Origin of the sequence: Bacillus sp. FSL K6-3200, assembly GCF_038630485.1 — a bacterium.
In the GTDB taxonomy this organism is placed as follows: Bacteria; Bacillota; Bacilli; order Bacillales; family Bacillaceae; genus Bacillus; species Bacillus safensis.
Window position 1 is genome coordinate 3,352,083 of sequence record NZ_CP152032.1, and the last position, 21,027, is coordinate 3,373,109.

The window sequence follows — 21,027 nt, forward strand, 5'->3', positions numbered from 1 at the left end:
TTTATTCGTCAAGGAGGTAATATGAGTATTATTAGAGATTTGGAAGATCCAAAAATTAAGTTTAAATTAGAAAAGAATGTATCTATCCATAGAAAGGAATTAGAAAAATTAAACCTGAGTCAAGTCGCAGATCTTCGAATCTATGCTAAAGATAAATACGAGAGAGCTGCCGACTTTTCCACAAAAGCTTCGATTATCACGATAACAATTCCGCCAGTATTTTTATTTTTGAACTCTTACTTTAATTCATATTTTAACTATGGATTAGATGTTATTACTAAAAAACACAAAACTAACGATTCGAAATTGCAAAATGCTTTCGATGAAATTTCAATAAATATAATGGATACTTATCTGAATATCGCTTTAAGTATATTGGTATGTGTTTTTATTGTTCTTCTCAGTAGAAGAATTGATGTTTCCAAAACAAATAAACTTTTCAATTTAATTGATGAAATATATGACATGAAATTAAAACGAGAGGAAAAATTTCAAGAGGATTATAAGCAATTGCAAAAGATCAAAGCAATAAATTGGAAAGTAATCTCTTTTGGTTATTATTCTGACCGTTTAGAGATTTTAATGAAGTCTCCAAATCGAAAAGAAGCAGAATTTTTTATGTTCTATGAATTAGAACATATTAAAGAAGTTGAAGTGATTTTGGGAATTAGTGAAAAATCGAGTTCACGATCATTATTATAGGCACCACTATAAACCACAACGACTTTTTACGGTCTGATTTAACAAAAGTAGATTCAAAAGAACAGGCACACTGTCAAACGATTGAGGTTTGGTTTGATGAGTTACAAGAATCGTTTCCTCCTAAAGCAAAGGTCGAAAAATATAAAATCATGATGGATAAGTAGGGAGGAGGGGGCAGATTCTTTCTATCATAAAAAAGGAGAAAAACCTTAAGGTTTTTCTCCTTTCTCAAATTATGCTGTTGGAAGTCCCATCACAGCTTTCACTTCTAAATATTCCTCGATTCCGAAGTCTCCCCATTCTCTTCCGATACCAGATTGCTTAAATCCGCCAAACGGAGCAAAGTAATCTGTTTCGGCATTGTTAATGGTAATTTGGCCAGCACGAATATGTTCAGCTACATATTTTAATGTTTTTTCATCTTTTCCAACTACATACCCAGCAAGGCCATACACTGTATCATTGGCAATCTCAAGGGCATGATCCAGATCCTTATATGTGATCACACTCATGACGGGTCCGAATATTTCCTCTTGCGCAATGGTCATATCATTTTTCACATTGGTGAAAATAGTATGCTTGGCGAAATATCCTTTGTCTAGTCCGTCCGGCTTACCAGTTCCCCCAGCAAGCAGGTGAGCACCTTCTTCAATTCCTTTTTCAATATAAGACTGCACGGTATCCCATTGCTTTTTGGAGACAAGCGGGCCAGTGGCGTGATCTTCTCGCGGATCACCAACTGTAAACTTCGGCAGGGCATTCAGCAGCGCTTTTTCAAATGCGTCTTTCATTGATTCAGGAATCAGCACACGTGTAGCTGCGGAACACACTTGACCTGTATTCATCGCAATATGATGAACGGCTGTTTCGGCTGCCTCATCCACATCTGCATCATCTAAGACGATAAGAGGGGATTTCCCGCCGAGTTCAAGAGCCACTTTCTTAATATTGTCTGCAGCATTTTCCATTATTTTAGAGCCGACAGCACCTGATCCAGTAAATGAAACAAAGTCAATATCAGGGTGTGAACTAATGCCGTCACCAATGACATCACCAGTTCCGTTTACTAGGTTGAAGACGCCTTTCGGTACGCCTGCTTCATCAATGATGTCTGCAAGAATCATTGCGGCAAAAGGTGTAATTTCTGCAGGTTTTAAGACAACTGGTGAGCCTGCTGCAATGGCACCCGCGATTTTTAATGATGTTTGATTCGTTGGGAAATTCCAAGGTGTAATCAATCCGCTGACACCAATCGCTTCTTTTATAATGGTATGTCCGCCGCGGTCCTCAGTAAATGTATACGATTTAAGTGCTTCCGCTGCTTTAGAAAAATGTTCATGTCCCATTTTGTAATGAACCTCTTCTGATACTTTCAGCGGTGCACCAAGCTCTTGTGTCATGACTTCTATTAGTTCATCCTTACGCTTTTCGTAGCCGCGCACAATGTTTTCCAGCATCTTTACGCGTTCATTTCGAGATGTTTTTGAGAAAGAAGGAAAGGCGGCACGAGCGGCTTTGACTGCTTTGTCTAAATCTTCTTTTGTTCCTAAGCTAATGGTGCCAATGACTTCCTCTGTAGCAGGATTGATGACCTCCGTCGTTTCGTTTCCTGTTGATGCGATCCATTCTCCGTTAATAAAATGTTTCTCTTGATTTCTCATTCTGACATGTCTCCTTTTTATATGTGATTCCATTCAATATTCTGTTTTCAGGTGATATAAAACTGTACCCACTGTGAAAAATCTAAAACGATGCAACTGTAAAAGAAAAAGTTTCTGATATAATACGCAAAGTGGGACATATGTCCTTTTCAACATGAGGGCATCTATCTTTTAATGGAACTAGACTGAAAAAGAAGGAGCATTTGAACGAATGAAAGGTGTTATTTTCGCTTTATTAGGAGGCGCTTGTATTACACTGCAAGGCGTAGCAAACGCAAGAATCAGCCAGGATATCGGGACATGGCAGGCGGCAACCATCACGCAGCTGACCGGTTTTATTATCGCACTGATCATTTTACTGATCGTACGTGACGGACACTTTCGAGAATATCGAAAGGTGAAGCCGCTTTATTTAATAGGCGGCGCATTTGCAGCCATTATTATTTTCAACGAAGTGACTGCGATTCAAATGATCGGTGTCACACTGACCATCGCTGCTTTACTCATTGCACAGCTTGCTTTCACCTTTGCAATCGATGCAAAAGGATGGTTTGGTGTACAGAAAAAGAAAATGAAATGGCCGCATTATGCTGGAATTCTATTGATGATCGCAGGCGTGATCATTTTAAAGCTATAAAGGAGGGCGTTAGATGGAGGAGCTTCATGATAAATCACTTTTTTCCTCTTATCTCAAGGCACATGAATTAGAAAACGTCTTTCATCAGAAACTCATATCACACGTCAGCTTATGGCGCTATGAGCAAGGTGAGCTGATTTGTTCAAAGGGAGATCAGAGGGAGCACTTGTACTTGTTAGTAAAAGGAAAATTAAAGATTTTCACCACCACAAAAGAAGGGAAGACCTTTATTCTTTCTTTTAAACATCCTCTAGAAGCGATTGGAGATATTGAATACGTTCAGCAGACAGATATGGTCAATACAGTGGAGGCTGTCACAGAAGTACATATGCTAAGGATTTCTCATCAAGCGCTCATGCGCCATGCGAAGGATGATCCCCGCGTTTTAACCTTTTTACTAAAGGGCATCACAAACAAATTTTATACGAAATCAAACGATTTGAGCTTCCATCTTTTATATCCTGTAGAGGTCAGGCTCGCAAGCTACTTATTGTCCGTATTAACAGGCGATAACAGCGCGAGCGCACTTCGTCTCACAGATGCGGCGAGCTTAATTGGTACAAGCTACCGACATATTAACAGGGTGATTCAGCAATTTTGTGAAAAAGGGCTGATCAAGAGGCGAAGAGGGGAGATTACGATTCTTGACCGGGAAGGACTCTTAGAAATAGCGGAGCGAAACATTTATGAATAGAAGAAATGAAGGGATACAGACATGATCATAGGAATAGGATTAGCCATTGCAGCTGGCGCACTTGTCAGCTTACAAACCATTTTTAACAGTAAGGTCAATGAGCAGACAGGCTCTTGGTCAACGACCACTCTCGTTCTAGGTATGGGCTTTATTGCTTCACTTTTGATGGGTCTTTTGTTAGAAGGAACCGGCATGTTTCAATTAAGACATATGGAAGCGTGGTACTGGATTAGCGGAGCCATTGGAGTAGGGGTGGTCATCTGCCTCGTTCAAAGCATCAAACGTCTTGGTCCGACTTATGGAATCTCGATTGTCCTGATTTCACAGCTCGGCTCCGCGCTTTTGTTCGATTCGCTCGGCTGGCTTGGGTTAGAGAAAGTGGAATTTTCTACCACAAAACTATTAGGTGTCATTGTGATTGTTGCGGGGATCTTGGTGTTTAAATTGACCAAATTGGAGTCAGCAGAAGAGGAGCAATCAGAAGAAAAAGGGCTGCCACAAGAGTAGCTGCCCTTTAGATCAACCGCCGCCATAGAATGGTTATCGCGGATAAACCATTTAAAAGGAGCCTTTTCACTAAAGGCTTTTTTTTCTGCCCATATGACCCCGCTTTATAAGCTGCTTTATCCTTCGCGACGAGATAACTATATGCGATTTTCCGTTCAATTGCCTCAGTAAGTGATAGCGCAAAAGGGGCACTATCAATGACCAAAATCGACTCTGTATTTAAAAAGCTAGACCGCGCATCTAAATTATATGTTCCGATAATACTTAAATAATCATCAATGACCATTGATTTCGCATGAATGGAATACGGACCTTCATATTCGTACAAATGAACGCCTGTTTTCACCAGTTCCTTTTTCGTGCTTAAGTAACCTGCAAAAGCTAACGGATTTGGCGTGGCTGTAAGAGAATTCGTGACAACTGTCGTTTGAATCCCGCTGGCTAAGGGAGTGAGGCCGTCTTTCATGGGGCGTGTCGGGATAACATAGGGCGTCTGTATGAGCACAGAACGCTTTGCCCGGTGAGCAAGATCGTTTAGTTTTTTCAGCACAAGAGGACGCTTATTGAAACGCTCCACAGGATTTGTAAAAAACGCAATCTGTTTCACTGAGGTGCCATCTGCTGCCCAATTAAAGGACGACATCACAAAAGGTTCTTTCGCATGCACTGCCTCCTGATAGGATCTAAGCAGTTTCTTTCTTAGTTTTAAGCCTTTTTTTGCTTTTCGTTTAGAGAATACAGCTTTTGTTCTTTTCGTAAAGTCATGATTCCATAAATAAACGAAATATTGCTCCATTTCATCTAATACTTTTCCTTTTTTGTCGTTATAGAGCAGCACATCGCGGTCAAATGCAAAGTCTTTCGGGGGCTGATCTGCAAAGTATTTATCACCGATATTTCTTCCGCCCATTATAGCCACTCGGCCATCTGCCAGCAGCAGCTTATCATGAAGGCGGTTATGCCACGTCCATGGCTTAAATAACCGAAAAGGCTCATAAAACCGAATGGCCATGTTCGGGTGATTTGCCACGGCATATCGTAAATCCTTTAGCGGTCCACGCAAGCTGTGGCAAATGCCGTCTAAAAGCAGCTGGACTTTCACTCCTCGATCAGCGGCTTCAATTAAAGCACCTAGTACCCATTCGGCTGTTTTTCCCTTTTGAATGGAATAGTAGCTAAGGCGGATTATCCTCTTTGCCTCACGTATCATTTGGATTCTGGCCTGACCAGACTCAAAACCATCGTCAAGAAGCATCACTTGATTTGTACCCTGATCGTCGCCTGAGATCGAAGAGGCTTTATAGATACAATGTTCTTTGCATGTTTTTTGTATCGGTAAATAAAACAAAACAAATGCGGTCAAAAAGACATAAACGACATAGAGAAGGATCAGATAAAACAAAAGATGAAGCATACGGATCAGCTCCTTTCACATAGACACAACTTTTCCTTAGTTTATGTCAAAATTAAAATTTCACTCATTTTCGCCGTTCATCAAAATATATGACAAAAGAATCATCTTGTTTTTATTGGGCAATTAATTATAGTATGAAATGAGTAAGGGGGAATCGAATTGAATGAATCATTATTTAACATCCCAAGCGATGTATATCAAACGTTAAGTGAAACAGAACGTTATTTACTCAATTATATTCACAAGCATTTAGAGGATATCTCCACCTTATCCATTGTCACTTTAAGCGAAAGAGCCAATGTATCGACTGCCACGATAGTCAGGCTGATGAAAAAAATTGGCTATAACGGCTATACATCCTTTAAATATCGATTGAAACAAGAAAAGAAAATGACAGATGCAAGCGACCAGCTCAAAAATATTGATGAAGACATCAAACTAGCGATTCGGAAAAATGAAGAAGAGGTTTTAAAAACGATACAGCTGCAAAGTATAGGGCAAATTGAAGATGCCGTTCAAAAAATACATAATGCAGACAAAATTTATATTTTCGGCAGAGGCTTCTCAGAGATGATCGCCAAAGAGATGACCATCAAATTACAGCTCATCGGAAAAACATGTGAAGTACACGATGATCCCAATATCATTCGGCTGAAATCGCGAGACATTGAAAAAAGTGAGCTTGCCATCTTTGTTTCATTAAATGGTGAAACAGCTGAGCTCGTTGAAGCGTGTCAAAACCTCAGCATGAAGCAAGTGACAACCATTACTGTCACGACAAGAATAGATTCTACATTAAGCAAAATATCAGACATGACACTAGTCGGATATAAAGGGGAACAATCTTTCTTCCCAGATTATGAAGTCAGATCCCGCCTGTCTCTTCATGTCATTGCCCGCATTTTACTCGATGCCTATGTGATCCGAATGAAATAACCAATAAGAAAGCCTTCGAGACTTTGATCTGGAAGGCTTTTTCTCATGAAAACCTTTACACATTCTGAAAACATTTTCACCGAATCGTATGAGATACTTTCTTTAGAGAAAAGAAAGAAGGTGAAACCAATTGATTTATACCTGCACCTTAAATCCTGCTATTGACCTATATATTGCATTAAAAGAAATGCGGGCAAATGCAGTCAATCGCACAGAAGATGAAGATTATCAGCCGAATGGAAAAGGCGTGAACGTGTCGATTATGTTAAAGAAATATGGCTTCACCAGCACTGCTTTAGGATTTATTGCTGGGTTTTCAGGCTCTTATATTGAACAATCCTTAAAGGATCTCTCCATTCAGACCGATTTTATCTCGGTTGAAGGCATCACACGCATTAATGTTTTTATCAATACGACAGAAGAATACAAGCTCGTGAATCAAGGTCCTGCGATTGAAGAAAAAGCGCTTCACGCCTTTCGTGAGAAAATTGCGGCTATCCCGCAAGGAGGCATCCTTATCATGTCAGGCAGTCTGCCAAAAGGCGTTCCTGCCAGCATTTTTTCAGAAGTAGCAGCTATTTGTCATCAACAGAAGGTCAAGTTCATTTTAGACACAAGCTCCGCAGCAGTTCTTGAGACGCTTCAATACAAGCCGTATTTATTAAAACCGAATGAAGAAGAAATCGCTGCTTTTTTCGGCAAAACACATCCTTTGTCAGAAAAAGAACTCATTCAATCAGGAGAGAAGCTCATTGAGATGGGTGCAGAGCAAGTGCTTATTTCCCGCGGGGGAGAAGGGGCTTTGTTCATTACGAAAGACGCCGTCTTAAAAGGAAACGCACCGACAGGCACTGTAGTAAATACCGCTTGCTCTGGAGATGCGATGCTCGCAGCCTTTCTTAGTAAACAGCTTGAAGGTCATTCATCTGAAGAGTGCTTACTTTACGGCATTGCAACTGGCGCATCTACTGCATTTTCGAAAGGCTTAAGTGATTTACATGACATTGATTCATTGATTGAGCAAGTACACATTCAGAAGATATAAGGGGGAATAACACATGAGCCGTAAAAAAATTGTCGCTGCAACCGGCTGTCCAACAGGCATTGCACACACATTCATGGCAGCTGAAGCATTAAAAATCGCTGCTGAGAAACTAGGGGTCGACATCAAAGTCGAAACGCATGGTCAAGTAGGAATTGAAAACGCTTTAACTGATCAAGACATTATGGAAGCAGATGGGGTCATTGTCGCAGCTGACAAAGATGTAAATACAGATCGTTTTCACGGCAAACCACTGATTGAAGTGCCTGTAGCGAAGGGTATCCGCACGCCAAATGAACTGATCCAAGGCATTATCAATGGAGATGCCCCCGTTCATCAAGTGAAAGGAAGAACTTCTGGAACGGAGAAACCATCTGCTCCTTCATCCACTCAACAAAAGTCGGCAAATAAATGGATACACACTATCTATAAGCACTTAATGAACGGTGTATCACACATGCTGCCATTTGTTGTTGGAGGCGGTGTCTTAATTGCCCTTTCTTTCTTATTCGGTATCTACTCTGCTGATCCTAAGCACGAAACGTATCATCCGTTTGCTGCCTATTTGAAAAGCATTGGCGGACTCGGCTTTAGTTTAATGGTGCCAATTTTAGCAGCATTTATCGCTGATTCGATCGCAAGACGCCCAGGGATGGTCGTTGGATTTATAGGTGGTCTCCTTGCAAATGATGGAGGCGCTGGATTCTTAGGTGGTATTATCGCTGGTTTTGCAGCAGGGTATATCATCGTACTTCTTCAATTCCTGCTTCAAAAATTACCTGCATCACTTGACGGATTAAAATCAATTTTCATCTATCCTGTCATTGGTATTTTCTTAATTGGGGCTGTGATGACACCTCTATTAGTTCCAATCACAGGCTTAAATAATTCATTAATGGATTTTCTCTCAGCAGTTCAATCCACGAATCCACTGCTTTTAGGTTTAATTGTTGGAGCGATGTGTGGATTTGATATGGGAGGACCTTTTAACAAAGCAGCCTATGTCACAGGAACGGCTTTACTTGCAGAAGGTAACCTTTACTTCATGGCAGGTGTGTCAGCAGCATGTATCACACCGCCGCTTATCATTGCGATTGCTACAACCATTTTCCGAAAACATTTCACGCCGCAGGAACGAAATGCAGGCGCCATCAACTATATTCTGGGGGCGACACATATTACAGAAGGAGCCATCCCATTTGCGGCCAAAAACCCGGTCGTTGTCCTGCCAATTATCATGTTTGGTTCCGCCATCTCTGCTATATTGACGTATCTCTTTGGCGTACAGGTTCCAGCTCCGCATGGCGGGTTCCTTGTCCTTCCAGTCGTCACAGGGGCATTCCAGTGGGTGCTTTCCATACTAATCGGATCACTTGTAGGTGCAATTTTATACGGCCTTTACCGTAAAAAAATAGACAAACCCGCAGTTTAAGAGGGAGGAAGAGAAATGATGGAACATATCTATATGAATCTTCACGAAACAGCTTCTTCACAGGCTGGTGTTTTCGCAGCCATTGCTGACATTGCCTACAAAGCAGGTATTTGCACCTCACCAGAGGATGTCAAAAAAGGCTTAGCGGAAAGAGAAGCACTTAGTACAACCGGATTTCAAGATGGATTTGCCATTCCGCATACACAAACAGAAGCCATCACGAAACCAGCACTTGTGATCGTCCGCACGGAAACAGGAATTGAATGGGACGCTTTTGATGGGAAGCCTTGCTTTTTCTTCTTATCCTTACTGATCCCCAAAAATGAAGCAGGGACCACTCATTTAAAGGCTCTTTCTGCCCTTTCACGAGGCTTAATGGATGAAGCGAAACGACAAAAACTGCTGGAAACAAGAACAAATGAAGACATGCTTGCTGTATTAGAAACGGATATTTTAACTAGAGAGGATGTTTGATCATGCCTTTACTTTCAACAACACCGATGCTTGAGGCTGCGAAAAACGAAAAATACGGAATTGTGGCATTCAATGTGCACTCCTTTGACAGTATCTATTGGGTGCTCGAAACTGCCGCAGAATTAAAGTCACCTGTGATTTTGCAAACAACGGTTGGAACAGTTCAATCTCTTGGAGCAAAAGCGATTGCAGATACAGTGAAAGCGGCGGCTGATCAATATCAAATCCCAATCGGTCTTCACCTGGATCACTGCACAGACTTTGATGTGATTCTCACCTGTATCAGGGCCGGATATACATCCGTTATGATCGATGCATCCATGCATTCGTATGAGGAAAATGTACGCCGGACAAAAGAAGTCGTGGATCTTGCATTAAAAGTAGGTGTGAATGTCGAAGCAGAGCTAGGCAAGGTAGGCGGCGTAGAAGATGATATCGTTGTCGACGAAAAGGATGCTGAAAAAGCCGTTCCATCAGAATGCCGTCAATTTGTAGAAGAAACTGGGGTGCCTACTTTAGCGCCTGCGATTGGTACTGCCCATGGCATTTATAAAGGGGTGCCAGATATCGATTTTGCCCGCATAGAACAAATTGCAGCACTGGTCGATGTACCACTTGTCTTGCACGGCGGTTCCGCTGTACCAGATGAGGATGTCAAGCGATGCGTGGCACTTGGTATGGCTAAGGTGAATGTCTCAACTGAACTGAAAAATGCATATTCCGAGGCGATACGTGATCATTTCTCAAACGAACCTGAAAGTTTAGATCCACGTATGTATTTACAAAAAGCAAAACAAGCAGCAAAAGACATGGTCCAATCGAAAATACGAATCGTTGGCAGTGAGGGCAAAGCCCATCCATTATATCAATAAGACGAAAAAAAGCAGAGCCGCTATCGCTCTGCTTTTTCCCTTTATTCGTTTTCTTTCATTTCATTAGATGTGCGTACCCGTGCATTTCCCATAAATACGACCGTAATCGCCGCAAGTACAATCGGGAATAACGCAAGCAAAAATACGTACGTAATACTTTGTGACATCGCATCGATGACTTTATTTAAAATATCTGGCGGAATTTGTGAGCGGGCACCTTCTTGGAAAATAGCCTGTGGATCGCCTACTTGAGAAGGGGCTCCTTTCATTCCGCTAAAGGCATCTGCCAAACGATTTGTCAGCACATTGGTTTGAATCGTTCCGAAAATCGTGACACCCAGGGTCATTCCAAGTGATCTCATGAATGAATTGGTCGAGTTTGCACTGCCTCGGTAGCGCGGCTCAAGATCATTCATTGAAGCTGACGGCAGAAGGGAGAAGCTGAACCCGACGCCAAAGCCTGATATCATCATAAAGAGTGTGAGCCACAGTCTTGCTGTATCTGGTGACATATTGGCAAGCAGCAGCATCCCAGCGAAAAATGAAATGACAGAGATGGTCATCAGACGTCTGAAAGGCACTTTCGTCTGCATCGTTCCGCCAATCATACTGCCAATGACTGATCCAATCATCATCGGTGTTAAAATGAACCCTGCACTTGTCGCAGATTCACCGTACACCGCTTGCACGAAAATAGGAATAAAGACAGCAAGAATAATAAATGTCCCGCCATATAAAAACGCTAAAATTTGAGATGTCGCAAATAAACGATTTTTAAACATCCAAAATGAGATAATCGGCTCCTCAGCCTTACGCTCAACAATAAAGAAGATCGTACCGAACACAAGAAATACAGCAAAAAGTGTGAGGATTTGCACCGAATCCCAAGCATAAGATTTACCGCCAAGCTCAAGCGCGAACATTAAGCTGACAACCGCAACGACAAGTGTAATGGCACCTGACCAGTCGATTTTCTGCTTACGATGTTCAAGCGACTCCTGATAGTATCTGGCGATCAAGAAGACACTGACAATACCGATTGGCACGTTAATATAGAAAACCCAATGCCAGCCAATTGAATCCGTAATAATAGCACCTAAAAGCGGTCCGAGTACACTTGATAAACCAAAGACTGCTCCAAACATACCAGACATTTTTCCGCGCTTTTCAGGCGGGAAGATGTCAAAGATAATCGTGAATGCGATCGGTAGAAGTGCACCGCCTCCAAGCCCTTGAATGGCTCGGTAAATAATGAGCTGATCCATCGTTTGCGCGATGCCGCACAGCGCTGATCCAATTAAAAAGAAAATAAGTCCAAATAGAAAAAAACGCTTTCGACCATACATATCAGAAAGCTTTCCGTAAATCGGCATTCCAGCCATCACTGCCACCATATAAGAAGCCGTCACCCAAGCAAATTTATCAAAATTTCCTAAATCTGCTACGATACTTCCCATTGCTGTTGCAACAATGGTATTGTCCATCGCTGCCATAAAAATCCCTAACAGCAAACCGATGACAACAAAGCGAGTGGATGCCTTGCCTTTATCCACATGATTCATTTCATTTACCTCCTGCTTACGTTCTCTCATTATTTTTGCTATGATCAACTTAACCATAAAGTAAGAGAACATTTATCTTGATGATCAAGATAAATTGATTTTAAAGGGAGGAGAACAAGTTGTCAATAAAGAACGAGGCTGAAGACAGAGCAGCCCAGATCATACATACAATGAGGCGCCTCGCCACACGAACCGTTTTATTCCACCAAGCAGCCGCTCAATCGCTCGGCCTTTTTCCAACAGATCTCAAATCCGCCGATCTATTAAACGAACTCGGCCCCCTCACAGCGGGGGAATTAAGTGAAAAAACAGGCCTTAGCTCCGGTGCAGTCACAGCACTCATTGACCGGCTTGAAAAAGCGGGCTACGCAAAAAGAGAAAAAGACCCAAAGGACAAACGAAGAGTCATCATTGTCCCATTAACAGCAGGGAAATCACAGGTGAAAGAACTCTTTCGATCCTTATCAGCATCAACCAAACAGCTCACAAACGAATACAAACCAGAAGAATTAGATTTAATCATTCAATTCATTTCAGAAGCAGCTGAAATAATGGAACAAGAGCTGCAATTGCTTAAGTCTAAATCGTAAGAAAGCACACTGATGCGTTAACTACACCGAAATAAGTAAAGCGAGAAATGAACGAAAACAACAAAGATGCTCTCATTGCATCTCTAAAAATAAAAAGTTGGAAGAGGAAAATAGGCAATTAAGAGAGCAACTGAAAGTAGCATATGCAGATGTCTATAAAAATTTATAAGAGAGAACAACGTTCACCCTCCTTCAACTAACGGTGCAGTATAGCACAAGAAGAAGTTGGTGAAATAATTATAAGTATAATAGGATACTTATCCTAATAAGGGGAGGTATAACAGAAAGTGGAGATTATAAAGTTTAAGGATACGGATACAAAAGAGATTATTTCATTGTTTTATGAAACAGTTCATTCCGTAAATTCAAAAGATTATTCCCAAGTACAATTGGATGCTTGGGCACCAAGAGATGAAAAAGAATCTAAAATTAATTCTTGGAAGGAATCATTGGAACAAAATATAACATTTGTTGCTAAAGTTAATGATAAAGTTGTTGGTTTTAGCGATTTAACGCATAACGGGTACTTAGATAGACTATTCGTTCATAAAGATTATCAAGGACAAGGTATAGCCACAGCTTTAGTTGATATGCTCGAATCTGAGGCAAAGAAACTAAATCTTTTAGAAATTGATACCGAAGCAAGTATTACAGCTAAGCCATTTTTTGAACATCTAGGTTACAAAATTGTTTGTTCACAAACTGTGGAAAAAAAGGGGGTTAAGTTGGCTAATTTTAAAATGCTAAAAAAAATAAAATAATAATTTTCTTGTTATGCTAACAGGTGCGTTAGTTTAAGAAGAAAGGGTATAACATATTAGTCATATAAAATATGTTATACCCTTTAATTTTTTTCAATTTAGGTCTTGATCATTTTTAGGTGGAATATGTTGATTTTAAGAAGCTTTGGTGGCGCTTTCCGTTGCACGACTCAGCCATTACTGCGTAAATAAATACTTACTGAATAAGAACTTCTTTTTTCTGTGGATCATCGTATAATAGACAAGCAAAACTAACCGAATATGTTGTCCAGAAAGAAGAACCTGAGGACACTGATCATTGAGCACTTTAAATGTTTTGATTGGTGTCCGTTTTTTGAAGAAACGCACCTTTCTCTGATCAAATAGAAGCTGTTTTTGTATCTTTATTCCTATTTCATGACATTCCTTGTATTGGTAAAATTGACCTTGTCAATGAATAGGAAGGAGTGAATTCTGCTGGGGAAGATACTTGATGCAAAAGCACTAACCAGTGCCATGGACACAAGGGCAAAACACTACCAGGAACTCCGCGAACAAATGGTAGATTTAAAAAAGGCATTACAAGGTGTTGCCAACCTCGGTGATGACTTCACTGGGAAAGGTGCCGATAACATTAAAAGCTTTTATAAAGAGCTGGCTGGAAATGTAGACATGTTTATCAGCTTCATTGATAAGCAAAAAGCCTTTCATGAAGGTGTTTCTGGGACACTGGATGATACAAACTTTGGCGGCGATACCTTTGTAGAAGAACACTTTTTAGACAACGCAGTACATATGGGCATCAAAAACGCCAAAAGCATTGTAAAGGATCAAAAAAAGGCACTCAAAACGATTTTTCAAGACATTGATGACCTCATTTCCCTAGAGGTATTTGATAGTCAAACCTTTGATGAAAAAATAGAAGATGCGGAAGATGAACGAAAAAAGACGGTCAAAGAACTAAGAGAGCTTGATCAAAATTTAAAAGATGAATATGCTTTGTCAGAGACGGAACAGCAAGCTACAATGGCATTGTACGCTGAAATGATGAATGCGACAAATGATGGAAAAGCGATTTCGCCTATGAATTTTGACAAGAAAGCGTATCAAAATAGTGAAATCTACAAGGCAAAAAGCGATATTGAGAAGCAAACTGCTGAATATCTGAAAATCAAAAAAGAACAAGAAGAAGCCCGCGAAATAGCAAAGGAACAAGAAGCCCTCGCCAACCGCCCTTGGTATGAAAAAGCGCTCGATTATGGTGGAAACATCGTGAATGAACTAACTGGTGTGAACGATGCAAAACGTGCCGCAACAGGCATTGATCCAATCACAGGCGAGGAACTCACCGCAGGCCAGCGAGTCGCGGCAGGTGGCATGGCAGCAGCAGGCTACATCCCAATCGTCGGCTGGGCAGGCCGCATTTTCAAAGGCGGAAAGGCCGTCTATAAAACCACCCAAGCCACATCAGCCGCAGTCAGGGCAGTCGATATCTACAAGACTTCACAGAAATCCTTTGACGCCCTGAAAACATCTCAAAAAGGCTTATATGGCCTCACCGCCACCAACGGCTTCAGCGAAGCGATCACAGGTCGAGACATGTTTGGGAATAAAATCTCTAAAGAACAGCAGGAAGCGAGTATGAACGCTGCGCTTGGAATGCTTTTGCCATTTGGGACGAAAGGGTTTCATGGTAAAATGGGGGTAAAGAGTACAGGTATACCTAATATCTCAAAAAGGCATGATGAAATTGCTCATAAAAGTTATTATGGTAGAAAAGATTTTAGATCTAAGATAAATAATGCAGTTTATTCTCATCATGATAATAAACATTTAAAGGCTAGGACTGCTGAAGAAGCCAAACGTTTTAGTGAGACAGGGAAAAGAAATGCTCAATACCTGCCAGAAATAAATAATAAAGTTTTAGAAAAAGAGGCTCTTCAAAAAGGACATATCATTGATAACGGCAACAATAATTTTTACTTCATTTATGATACAGGTAAAATTGTTGGTTATGATAATGGTAAATCTACTAGTTGGATTAGGGGAGAACTGACGAGTGGGAATGTGTATCACGGTCACCCGATAGCTGGAGACAGATTAAATAAATATTTAAATAAATTAGGATTAAAGTAACTAGAATATTAACAAAGAGGTCAGATGATGATGAGAAAATATGTGAAACTTGATATTCCCGAAGTAAACATTCATCCTTTAAGAATAACTGAAGGTTGGATTGTACGTTATAATAATTTTAGGGAAATTGACCCTAAAAAGTTAGAAACAGAAGATGATAGATGGTTTATGTTCACTGAAAGTTTATTACAACTTTATCATGAGAAATCATCAATAACGTTGGATTTAGGATGGTATCCCGATTTATCTTCTGATGGTAACTATATTGTTCTAATAGTTAAAAATACAGATTGGGACAATCCTATTCAGGAATTCAGCTCGGATGACTATACCAAAGTGATTGATTTTATAGAATTTCATTTGAAAGAAATTACATCCAACTGGTGGAAATAAAATAGTAGATACTTAATTACTAACAAATTAACATCGCTAGTTTCTTCAGTTTTACTCGTTTATGATCAATTTTGGGGCTGTAGGTACTCGAATGTGTTCTCAGAGTAATTTCATAATTAGGGGATTCAATATGTTTAGAGAATTAGATAATCTTTTATCTGCTGATACAACAGTAGATTCATGGTATGATGACGGGTGTTTGATTGCTAGTGAGATACTCTCTGATTTTAGCCTAAACGACTGGGAAGAACTATCAAATCAGGTTCTTAATAAATCAATAGAGTGGCAGCGTAAAATCGCTTATTGTCTGGATAATGAGTGCAATGAATATGAGTTAAATATTTTAATAGATTTGTTGAATACTAATGATACCGAATTATTTGAGACTTGTATTGATACTTTGAGAAGTTTCCCAATTGAAGAAGGCAAGAAATTGATATTGAAGCAACCTCAAATTTTAGAACGTGTAAATCATGTAGTGGCTACTACTACGAATTCACCAGTAAAAGTAGTTCTTCAAGACTTTCTTTCAAAAATGAATTCAAATTAGTTCATTTTTAATGAGATTACGCAAAAAAATCTTGATCGGCTTAATGCCTTTCAAGGTTTTTTGTGTTATTGGACTTCAAATTGAGAAAAAACCGACCAAAATGGGGATGGGGACCCATCGTATGATAAAGACCAGTAAAACTGGGCGCTCACAGATTTTATAGTGAGTTTTTTTGAATGAGGGGGATACTTTACATCTTTTTCTTTGATATAGATCAGAAATTCCTTTGAAGAAGTATAGATGTTAAACAATGAAATAGCAGGACATTTATATAAAAGACTAATCGCCAAGCTACTTTAACGGCGAACTTTTTCATAAGAAAATGAAGTTGGTACAATAAACAGAAAAACATCCTCTAATAATACATAGAGAATGCTGCTCTGTTTAGAAGGGGGAAATAATTTTAATTTATTTGTTCAATCAGATTCACAAATTCGAGTTCAATACTCTCCTTTAATTTTAAAAAATGACCCACGAATCGTTCCAGCTAGTTTAGACTTCTGCCTAGCAAATTTAAATTTCCCTTCTAATTCCTTTGGTACTTCCATACCTTCAGAAAGCTTAAAACCAACAGCACGTTTTTTCGGGTCATCCAATGTATACAGGACGTTAATTGCAAGACCATCCTCATAAAAGACGTAGGTCCATTTGATATTTTCTACTTGAAAACTTGCCGTTTCTAAAGGTTTGGCTGCAAACTCTAGTTCACGTTCTTCTTTTAACACTCGGTTCACATAATCAAGGGTCTCCTGACTTTCGCTAGCAGGCAATACTGTAAATTCATGCTTATATTTGTTCATAAAGTAACGAGCCTCATTAGCTCGTAAGCCAGCAAGTGCTTCTGCTACAGGTGAAGACTCTAAACCAATCGTAGACACATTTTTAAAATCAACGATATAAGCCATTTCTATCCCTCCATATCCTTCTTATTTCCGTATAACAGGAATCCACATCTCACCAAGTAATAAGCCGTTTCGCTGACCCATCTCTACCACTGCATTTGGTCCACCAACATAGGCGAAATTCTTTGCTTCAGGCAAGACTTGACCAAATGCAATACCAGTAAGCGTTTGATGCAATTCATCAGCCGTTTTAGCTTCCCCTTTAACGATTAGATATTCCCCTTTAGGAAATTGAATCACTCTGTCTGCTTCTGGTAACGATTCCTCTGTCATGACCCCGACATAATGCATCAGCTTGTTATTTACCGCTTCGTTTACGATAAAAATATAGTCATTTGTGGCAATGGCTTTTAAGGTGTCAAGCTTACCTTCTTGTGTGACTGCTTGCCAAAAGTCTGCTTTTTCCTTCGTGATGCCCGCATAGTCTGTGTAATGACTCTTAAGTTCAGTTCCAATACCTAACACGTTAAAGCTGTCTTTTTCTTCTAGTATATAATCTGTCATATTCTACACATCCTCTTCAAAAAATGAATCAAATGATTCTTTCTTTCACTTGATAGGTATATAATAGGCTTAAACCATGTCAAAAAATGATACTGTTTAGAGGGACCAGATGAAAAAAGTTGAACGGATTAATACCATCATGCGTTATATTAACAACCGCGCCCACTTTACAATTTCTGAAATCATGAGAGAATTTCATATCTCTCGTTCGACAGCAATTAGAGACATCAGAGAAATTGAAGCTATGGGGATGCCGCTTGTCGCAGAAGTCGGAAGGGACGGGGGATATTTTGTGATGAACAACTCTGTCCTGCCAACTGTTCGTTTTACCGATAATGAGATTAAAGCTCTTTTTATTGCCTTTATGGCCACGAGAAACCAACAACTCCCTTATTTAAAGAGTCGCCAGTCTTTAGCTGAAAAATTACTAGGACTCATCTCAGAAACTCAGCAAGATGACCTTGTTCTTTTAAATCGCCTCTTGCTATTTGAAGGGACTAATCCAAATAATCCTGACCTGCTTGATTTGACAGATCTCCCTCATCCCATGTTAGAAAAATTAATCCAACTGCTTATTTTGGATCGATATTTACTGATTACCATGAGAGAAGAGAGGGTGATAAAGTCCTATCCTATTTACCTTTTGAACCTTTATCGTGAAAAAAGCCTGTGGCTGATTGAAGGCTTTGATTTAAAGGAAGAGAAGAAACGGATTTTGCCTGTCGACAATCTCACAGATGTAGAACCATGCTCTACAAAAAATAGATTAAGCAGGAAAAAGATTTTAGAAAAACTAAGTAAGCAGGAGAAAGTAATCAACCTTGTCCTTGAACTTGGTCCAAAGGCAATTGCACAGTTCAAAAAATACCATCCTTTCAAAATGTCAATTTCTTATACGAACCCTTACCAAACTACAGCCATTCTAAAGACTTTTATCGATGTTAATCATTCAGAAGAAATATCCGAAATAACAAATTGGCTATTTTTCCTAGGCGAGGATATCAAGGTCAGGGAAATGCCTGTAGAAATCTTGGAAAGTTTACAAAAGAGACTACTCCTATATTGTCCATAATCAATGCTGGTTAGACCTCATATTAGAGACATGACGGTGAGCCGTATCACAATTGGTAAAGTAGAAAGGTCAAGTGAAATTGTGATAAAGAGTCGATTCACAAAATTCACGCTCAAAGTTTCAAAAAATGAACCATCAATCTTATTTCCATGCTTCTTTTAATAAACAAATACCTCTTTTGATTTGTTCAAGAGAAAGGTTTGCGAAACCGAGCAGTATGTGAGGTAGTACAGGTGGATCTTCTATAAATAAATGACTTGTTGGATAAACTTTTACATGCTGTTGCAGAGCTTTTTCAATTAATTCTTTTTCGGAAAAGGGAGTGTGTATACGTAACATGATATATAATCCTGCCTTGTCACCAATGATCTCAATCTGCTCTCCAAATAGATGGTGAACTTGTTGAACCAATAAGTTCATTTTCCTTTTATAAGTATTGCGCATACGCTTAATATGCTTAGTCCATTCCCCACTTTTCATAAATTCAGTCATGGTCAGCTGATGCAGTAAAGAAGCATTATGTTCGAAATGTTGAAATTGACTAATATAGATATTGATTAATGAATCAGGTAAAACCATATATGCTAAACGTATAGCAGGTAGAAATGCTTTTGAAAACGTCCCAAAATAAATGACATGTGCAGCGTCTAAAGAGGCTAAAGCAGGAAATGGTTTTTGTCCATATCGAAATTCTCCATCGTAATCATCCTCTAATAAGTAACCGTTATTTGATCGTACCCATTGAATCAATTCCATTCTTTGTTGAATCGATAGTGCAGTACCAGTAGGATATTGATGTGAAGGTGTAATATACAATAATTTCCCACTTTTATTTGCGAGTGAGTCCAATAATACACCCTGTTTTGATGCAGGAATACTCTCAATTTCAAATCCATGTAAATCAAGGACCTCCCGTACACCGCTATAACCAGGGGTTTCAACAATCATACTAGAAAAACTTTCTTTTAATAGAAATCCTAAATACAACAGTAGTTGCTGTGTATTACTTCCAATAATCATGTTTTTGGGGTTAATGATCATACCTCTCGCTTGGAATAAGTAATCAGCCAGTTCTTGTTTAAACTCCGGCTCTCCAAAAGGATTTCCATATTGAAAGCTAATGGATTGCTGCAGGACTCTGTTGGAAATTTGCCGCCAAACTTTTAAAGGGAATTGTTCCTCATCAACAGCACTTGCTTTGAAATCAATGAAATCGATCGATGGTGTTGGTTGAGTTCTAGCTACTTCAAGAATAGGAGTGTGAAGAAATATCGGTTCAAATTCATTGACAGTATAGCCTTTACGCTCATTGGCTTGAATGTATCCTTCAGCTAATAATTGATCATATGCTTGTAGTGTTGTGTGGCGACTAACACCTAGATCATCTGCTAGTGAACGAATTGAAGGAAGATTTTCTCCTGTTTTTAAATTTCCCTCCTCGATTAATGTTTTAAATTGCTCATAAATTTGTTTATATTTTGGTTGATTGACACTGAAAGGGAAAACATAATGTTTCATCTCTTCATTCCTCCCTTCTGACATTTTATAAAGTATAAATCTGTACATTTTCACATGTCAGAATATCGATTATTATACTACTAATTGATACGAAAAGGGGTTAGAAGAATGGATATAGTAAGAGCGAATGAAAATGATTTAATGCAAGTTGCGGTTCTGTTTGATCAATATCGCCAATTTTATAAGCAGCTTTCTAATGTAGAAGGTGCTTATCATTTTCTAGCGGAACGATACCGTAAACAAGAGTCTATTTTGTTTGTTGCAAAGCAAGATGAACAGTATTTAGGATTTGTCCAATTGTATCCAACATTTTCATCTGTCGCGATGAAAGATGCGTTCATTTTAAATGATTTGTTTGTTATAAACGATTTTCGTCAAAAGGGGATAGGTAAGCAATTGATGAAAAAAGCATTTTCATTTGCAAACGAAAAAGGGGCCCGATTTATCTGTTTAGAAACAGCGACTTCTAATATAAAAGCACAACAATTGTATGAAAAAATGGGGATGACAATAGATTCTTCAACTCAGCACTATATTTATTATTTGGATTGAACATAGAAGAATGAAGTTTTGCTAATATAACTCGGTCAAAAAGATGAATATGCTTTGTCAGAGACGGATCAGCAAGCTACAATGGCATTGTACACTGAATTGATTGCAACAAAATGTCGAAACAGCGATTCCTATGG

22 protein-coding genes and 1 pseudogene are annotated in these 21,027 nt (G+C 39.4%); 17 read left to right on the forward strand and 6 right to left on the reverse strand.

Going from position 1 to position 21,027, the window contains the following annotated elements; all coding sequences use genetic code 11:
• The first annotated feature begins 21 nt into the window (after nt 1–21).
• A complete protein-coding gene (locus MHI60_RS17190) occupies nt 22–702 on the forward strand; it encodes a hypothetical protein (RefSeq protein WP_144485389.1) in 681 nt (226 codons plus the stop codon).
• 233 nt (nt 703–935) lie between these two features.
• Here MHI60_RS17190 and MHI60_RS17195 read toward each other — a convergent pair whose 3' ends face one another.
• Nucleotides 936–2,363: an aldehyde dehydrogenase family protein gene (locus MHI60_RS17195; RefSeq protein ID WP_095408710.1), complete on the reverse strand. Its 1,428-nt coding sequence runs from the start codon at nt 2,361–2,363 to the stop codon at nt 936–938.
• Nucleotides 2,364–2,574: 211 nt separating this feature from the next.
• On the opposite strand from MHI60_RS17195, the gene MHI60_RS17200 reads away from it, so the two are divergent.
• Genes MHI60_RS17200 through MHI60_RS17210 form a run of 3 tightly spaced genes read left to right on the forward strand, consistent with a single transcriptional unit; the run spans nt 2,575 to nt 4,201 of the window.
• On the forward strand, nt 2,575–3,000 hold the full coding sequence (locus MHI60_RS17200) for a DMT family transporter (protein WP_070325934.1): 426 nt from the start codon (nt 2,575–2,577) through the stop codon (nt 2,998–3,000).
• 13 nt (nt 3,001–3,013) lie between these two features.
• On the forward strand, nt 3,014–3,694 hold the full coding sequence (locus tag MHI60_RS17205) for a cyclic nucleotide-binding domain-containing protein (protein WP_144485387.1): 681 nt from the start codon (nt 3,014–3,016) through the stop codon (nt 3,692–3,694).
• Between the two features lie 21 nt (nt 3,695–3,715).
• The gene (locus MHI60_RS17210; RefSeq protein WP_144470730.1) at nt 3,716–4,201 is read left to right on the forward strand and encodes a DMT family transporter; all 486 of its coding nucleotides are present in this window, start codon (nt 3,716–3,718) and stop codon (nt 4,199–4,201) included.
• Between the two features lie 7 nt (nt 4,202–4,208).
• Here the strand turns inward: MHI60_RS17210 and MHI60_RS17215 are convergent, their stop codons facing one another.
• Complete coding sequence (locus tag MHI60_RS17215; RefSeq protein ID WP_144485385.1) at nt 4,209–5,615, reverse strand: phospholipase D family protein; 1,407 nt, start codon at nt 5,613–5,615, stop codon at nt 4,209–4,211.
• A 159-nt stretch (nt 5,616–5,774) separates the two neighbouring features.
• Between MHI60_RS17215 and MHI60_RS17220 the strand changes: the two genes are divergently transcribed.
• From MHI60_RS17220 to MHI60_RS17240, 5 genes are all read left to right on the forward strand, one after another.
• The gene (locus MHI60_RS17220) at nt 5,775–6,551 is read left to right on the forward strand and encodes a MurR/RpiR family transcriptional regulator (protein WP_111291178.1); all 777 of its coding nucleotides are present in this window, start codon (nt 5,775–5,777) and stop codon (nt 6,549–6,551) included.
• Between the two features lie 130 nt (nt 6,552–6,681).
• Nucleotides 6,682–7,596, forward strand: a complete 915-nt coding sequence (pfkB, locus tag MHI60_RS17225) for a 1-phosphofructokinase (RefSeq protein ID WP_095408705.1) — start codon at nt 6,682–6,684, stop codon at nt 7,594–7,596.
• Nucleotides 7,597–7,609: 13 nt separating this feature from the next.
• Nucleotides 7,610–9,025, forward strand: a complete 1,416-nt coding sequence (locus MHI60_RS17230; RefSeq protein ID WP_095408704.1) for a PTS fructose transporter subunit IIBC — start codon at nt 7,610–7,612, stop codon at nt 9,023–9,025.
• Between the two features lie 15 nt (nt 9,026–9,040).
• Nucleotides 9,041–9,499, forward strand: coding sequence for a fructose PTS transporter subunit IIA (locus tag MHI60_RS17235; RefSeq protein WP_095408703.1), 459 nt, complete (start codon nt 9,041–9,043; stop codon nt 9,497–9,499).
• A gap of 2 nt (nt 9,500–9,501) precedes the next feature.
• The gene (locus MHI60_RS17240; protein WP_095408702.1) at nt 9,502–10,371 is read left to right on the forward strand and encodes a class II fructose-bisphosphate aldolase; all 870 of its coding nucleotides are present in this window, start codon (nt 9,502–9,504) and stop codon (nt 10,369–10,371) included.
• 41 nt (nt 10,372–10,412) lie between these two features.
• On the opposite strand, the gene MHI60_RS17245 is transcribed toward MHI60_RS17240, so the two are convergent.
• The gene (locus MHI60_RS17245; protein WP_144470722.1) at nt 10,413–11,933 is read right to left on the reverse strand and encodes an MDR family MFS transporter; all 1,521 of its coding nucleotides are present in this window, start codon (nt 11,931–11,933) and stop codon (nt 10,413–10,415) included.
• Nucleotides 11,934–12,103: 170 nt separating this feature from the next.
• Here MHI60_RS17245 and MHI60_RS17250 point away from each other — a divergent pair, with 170 nt between their 5' ends.
• The 6 genes and pseudogenes from MHI60_RS17250 to MHI60_RS17275 all read left to right on the forward strand — a co-directional run bounded on the left by MHI60_RS17250 (nt 12,104) and on the right by MHI60_RS17275 (nt 16,342).
• Nucleotides 12,104–12,523, forward strand: a complete 420-nt coding sequence (locus MHI60_RS17250; protein WP_047203428.1) for a MarR family transcriptional regulator — start codon at nt 12,104–12,106, stop codon at nt 12,521–12,523.
• Between the two features lie 23 nt (nt 12,524–12,546).
• A pseudogene (locus MHI60_RS17255) lies at nt 12,547–12,692 on the forward strand (DUF6262 family protein); the annotation flags it as partial.
• A 118-nt stretch (nt 12,693–12,810) separates the two neighbouring features.
• Nucleotides 12,811–13,284 (forward strand): GNAT family N-acetyltransferase, encoded by a 474-nt coding sequence (locus tag MHI60_RS17260; RefSeq protein WP_095408699.1) that lies wholly within the window; start codon nt 12,811–12,813, stop codon nt 13,282–13,284.
• A 495-nt stretch (nt 13,285–13,779) separates the two neighbouring features.
• The gene (locus tag MHI60_RS17265; protein WP_342502630.1) at nt 13,780–15,399 is read left to right on the forward strand and encodes a T7SS effector LXG polymorphic toxin; all 1,620 of its coding nucleotides are present in this window, start codon (nt 13,780–13,782) and stop codon (nt 15,397–15,399) included.
• 30 nt (nt 15,400–15,429) lie between these two features.
• Nucleotides 15,430–15,792 (forward strand): hypothetical protein, encoded by a 363-nt coding sequence (locus MHI60_RS17270; RefSeq protein ID WP_095408698.1) that lies wholly within the window; start codon nt 15,430–15,432, stop codon nt 15,790–15,792.
• A 130-nt stretch (nt 15,793–15,922) separates the two neighbouring features.
• Nucleotides 15,923–16,342, forward strand: coding sequence for a hypothetical protein (locus MHI60_RS17275; protein WP_095408666.1), 420 nt, complete (start codon nt 15,923–15,925; stop codon nt 16,340–16,342).
• A gap of 440 nt (nt 16,343–16,782) precedes the next feature.
• Here the strand turns inward: MHI60_RS17275 and MHI60_RS17280 are convergent, their stop codons facing one another.
• The gene (locus MHI60_RS17280) at nt 16,783–17,247 is read right to left on the reverse strand and encodes a hypothetical protein (RefSeq protein ID WP_048240290.1); all 465 of its coding nucleotides are present in this window, start codon (nt 17,245–17,247) and stop codon (nt 16,783–16,785) included.
• 21 nt (nt 17,248–17,268) lie between these two features.
• Nucleotides 17,269–17,748, reverse strand: coding sequence for a GyrI-like domain-containing protein (locus tag MHI60_RS17285; protein WP_144485379.1), 480 nt, complete (start codon nt 17,746–17,748; stop codon nt 17,269–17,271).
• A gap of 109 nt (nt 17,749–17,857) precedes the next feature.
• Here MHI60_RS17285 and MHI60_RS17290 point away from each other — a divergent pair, with 109 nt between their 5' ends.
• Nucleotides 17,858–18,820, forward strand: coding sequence for an HTH domain-containing protein (locus MHI60_RS17290; protein ID WP_144485377.1), 963 nt, complete (start codon nt 17,858–17,860; stop codon nt 18,818–18,820).
• Between the two features lie 141 nt (nt 18,821–18,961).
• Here MHI60_RS17290 and MHI60_RS17295 read toward each other — a convergent pair whose 3' ends face one another.
• Nucleotides 18,962–20,338, reverse strand: a complete 1,377-nt coding sequence (locus tag MHI60_RS17295; protein ID WP_144485375.1) for a PLP-dependent aminotransferase family protein — start codon at nt 20,336–20,338, stop codon at nt 18,962–18,964.
• A gap of 108 nt (nt 20,339–20,446) precedes the next feature.
• Between MHI60_RS17295 and MHI60_RS17300 the strand changes: the two genes are divergently transcribed.
• Entirely contained in the window at nt 20,447–20,890 is a 444-nt protein-coding gene (locus tag MHI60_RS17300; RefSeq protein ID WP_144470704.1) for a GNAT family N-acetyltransferase, read from the forward strand.
• Nucleotides 20,891–21,027: the final 137 nt, after the last annotated feature.

Coding starts and splice junctions, on each gene's coding strand:
- MHI60_RS17190 (WP_144485389.1), top strand. CDS start 22: ATGAGTATTATTAGAGATTTGGAAGATCCAAAAATTAAGTTTAAATTA.
- MHI60_RS17195 (WP_095408710.1), bottom strand. CDS start 2,363: ATGAGAAATCAAGAGAAACATTTTATTAACGGAGAATGGATCGCATCA.
- MHI60_RS17200 (WP_070325934.1), top strand. CDS start 2,575: ATGAAAGGTGTTATTTTCGCTTTATTAGGAGGCGCTTGTATTACACTG.
- MHI60_RS17205 (WP_144485387.1), top strand. CDS start 3,014: ATGGAGGAGCTTCATGATAAATCACTTTTTTCCTCTTATCTCAAGGCA.
- MHI60_RS17210 (WP_144470730.1), top strand. CDS start 3,716: ATGATCATAGGAATAGGATTAGCCATTGCAGCTGGCGCACTTGTCAGC.
- MHI60_RS17215 (WP_144485385.1), bottom strand. CDS start 5,615: ATGCTTCATCTTTTGTTTTATCTGATCCTTCTCTATGTCGTTTATGTC.
- MHI60_RS17230 (WP_095408704.1), top strand. CDS start 7,610: ATGAGCCGTAAAAAAATTGTCGCTGCAACCGGCTGTCCAACAGGCATT.
- MHI60_RS17235 (WP_095408703.1), top strand. CDS start 9,041: ATGATGGAACATATCTATATGAATCTTCACGAAACAGCTTCTTCACAG.
- MHI60_RS17240 (WP_095408702.1), top strand. CDS start 9,502: ATGCCTTTACTTTCAACAACACCGATGCTTGAGGCTGCGAAAAACGAA.
- MHI60_RS17245 (WP_144470722.1), bottom strand. CDS start 11,933: ATGAATCATGTGGATAAAGGCAAGGCATCCACTCGCTTTGTTGTCATC.
- MHI60_RS17250 (WP_047203428.1), top strand. CDS start 12,104: ATGAGGCGCCTCGCCACACGAACCGTTTTATTCCACCAAGCAGCCGCT.
- MHI60_RS17265 (WP_342502630.1), top strand. CDS start 13,780: ATGGACACAAGGGCAAAACACTACCAGGAACTCCGCGAACAAATGGTA.
- MHI60_RS17270 (WP_095408698.1), top strand. CDS start 15,430: ATGAGAAAATATGTGAAACTTGATATTCCCGAAGTAAACATTCATCCT.
- MHI60_RS17275 (WP_095408666.1), top strand. CDS start 15,923: ATGTTTAGAGAATTAGATAATCTTTTATCTGCTGATACAACAGTAGAT.
- MHI60_RS17280 (WP_048240290.1), bottom strand. CDS start 17,247: ATGGCTTATATCGTTGATTTTAAAAATGTGTCTACGATTGGTTTAGAG.
- MHI60_RS17285 (WP_144485379.1), bottom strand. CDS start 17,748: ATGACAGATTATATACTAGAAGAAAAAGACAGCTTTAACGTGTTAGGT.
- MHI60_RS17290 (WP_144485377.1), top strand. CDS start 17,858: ATGAAAAAAGTTGAACGGATTAATACCATCATGCGTTATATTAACAAC.
- MHI60_RS17295 (WP_144485375.1), bottom strand. CDS start 20,338: ATGAAACATTATGTTTTCCCTTTCAGTGTCAATCAACCAAAATATAAA.
- MHI60_RS17300 (WP_144470704.1), top strand. CDS start 20,447: ATGGATATAGTAAGAGCGAATGAAAATGATTTAATGCAAGTTGCGGTT.